Below are 1,823 nucleotides of genomic sequence, written 5' to 3'. Positions count from 1 at the left end.
CGCCGAAGCTATCCGGCCCCACCCGCTGCTGCGTCCCGGGCTCCGGCTGGTGTGCCGGTGCGAAGGGCGAGCCGGTTGGCCGGCCGGCCGTTCCCGGCGGTACGGCCCCGGCTGCAGGCGCGGTTCCGCCCGCGGGCAGCGCGGAGGCCGCGGGAAAACCCGTGGACGCCGGCGCACCGGCAGGCGGCGGGTACGCGGCCTGCCGCGGTGCCGCGACCGGATAAGGCGCCTGCGGCTGCGACGACAACGGGGTCGGACCCGTGCGGGAACCGGTGGCGGGAACCGGGCGGGCGGAGATAGGAAAACCGCCGGTGAACGGGTCGGTGTAGCCGCCGGCGGACCGGTCCGCCGCGGGCGCGGCAGGCCGGGGTGAGTCACCGACGCGCACCGAGTCCGCGGACGGACCACTCCACGCCTGCTGGCCACCGGGTCGGGTCCGACCATCCGGCATCGGCGGTCCGACCCGGTCCACGCCCGGGTCCCGCCGGGCGGCCGGGCCGGCCGGGGCCGTGCCGACGGGTACGAACGGCGCGGCCGGGGCGGTGCCGACGGGTCCGGGCGGCGCCGGGCGGGACATCGACGGCAGGTTGGTCATCGGCCGGGAAACCGCTGGCGGGGCGGCGTCGACCGGAGGCGCCACGGAGATCGCCGAGGACCCGCCCCCGGGTCGCGGCGCCGGACCATCCCAGGTGCTGGTGACATCGAAGGGATCGGCGCGGTGCGGCGGCCCGGTGGGCGGCACCACGGCGGAGTTCTGCGGCCATGCCGGCTGCGACCCCAGGTGCGGCGGCCCGGAGTGCGGCTGCCCGGAGTGGGGCGGCCCTGGGTTCGGCGGCCCGGACTGCGGCGGCGCAGCGGACTGCGGCGGCCAGGGGGTCGGGGCGAAGGAGACCTGGGACGGTGCGGCGGACGGGCGGGACTCGGGCTCGCCGACCCGCTCGACGGCGAAAAAGTCATCGTCGCGGCGGGGCGGAGCCGGTCGGGCCGGCCCATTCACATCGGCATCGTGGGTGGTCACCGGACCGCCATCCGCCTCGACGCACGGGTGGACGGGACGGGCGACGCAGGGCCCTCGGGCCTAGGGCTACAACGCATGGTCATCGGGCGGCATCTCCTGCCCCCCAGATCAGCACGATGTGGGCAGCCATCGTGTGGACGTGCATTGTCTGAACCGTGTCGTCGCAACCCGCACCCCGCCAGATCAGTCGGTCGGGAGCAGCGCCGCTCGGACGTGTACGGTCCCGGCTTGCGGCCCCGTGCACCGCCTCGCCGCGATCGTGTGGCTATGCGTGATGGACGTCCTACCGTACGACCAGTGAGAAAGCAATAGCTCTCTGGCGGGTCGCCCACAAGCCCGGAAGAATATGGGGTATTAGCTCCGACTGACCATTGTACACGGGTTGGTGTCATCGCTTGTCACGGCAGGCGGCGTACATCTCGCGCACGATCCGCCGCGACGACTCCGACTGGACGCTCGCGTTGAACCGCTTGTACTCCTCCTCCGTGTAGGTGGCCTCCAGTTTGTCCAGCGTGCAGGTGCAGTAGCCCTCGTTGCCGTTGCTGACGTCCAGGCAGGAGCTCAGGTACGCCTCGCGGACGGTCTTGGTGTAGTGGCCCTTGCCGGCTGCCGCCGCGCCCACGGCCGACCCACCGTCCGAGCCGCCGCCACCGAAGGCGAGAAATCCCGCGACCCCGAGGCCCACGCAGACCAGCACGACGATGGCCGCGATCAGCAGCGGGGGACGCTCACGGGCCTGCCGAAGGAACCCGCCGACGCGGCCGGCCAGACCCCCCGCGGCGGCCGCGCGGCCCACCGCCGGCAC

2 pseudogenes are annotated in these 1,823 nt (G+C 74.2%); both read right to left on the bottom strand.

What is annotated here, in order from left to right:
• Nucleotides 1–1,018: pseudogene (locus ND748_RS31185) on the bottom strand (hypothetical protein); the annotation flags it as partial.
• Nucleotides 1,019–1,406: 388 nt separating this feature from the next.
• Nucleotides 1,407–1,823 (bottom strand): annotated as a pseudogene (locus tag ND748_RS31180) (hypothetical protein); the annotation flags it as partial.

The sequence above is a fragment of the Frankia sp. AiPs1 genome (genome assembly GCF_023716945.1).
Lineage (GTDB): Bacteria > Actinomycetota > Actinomycetes > Frankiales > Frankiaceae > Frankia.
This window is presented reverse-complemented; position numbering and strand designations above follow the sequence as displayed.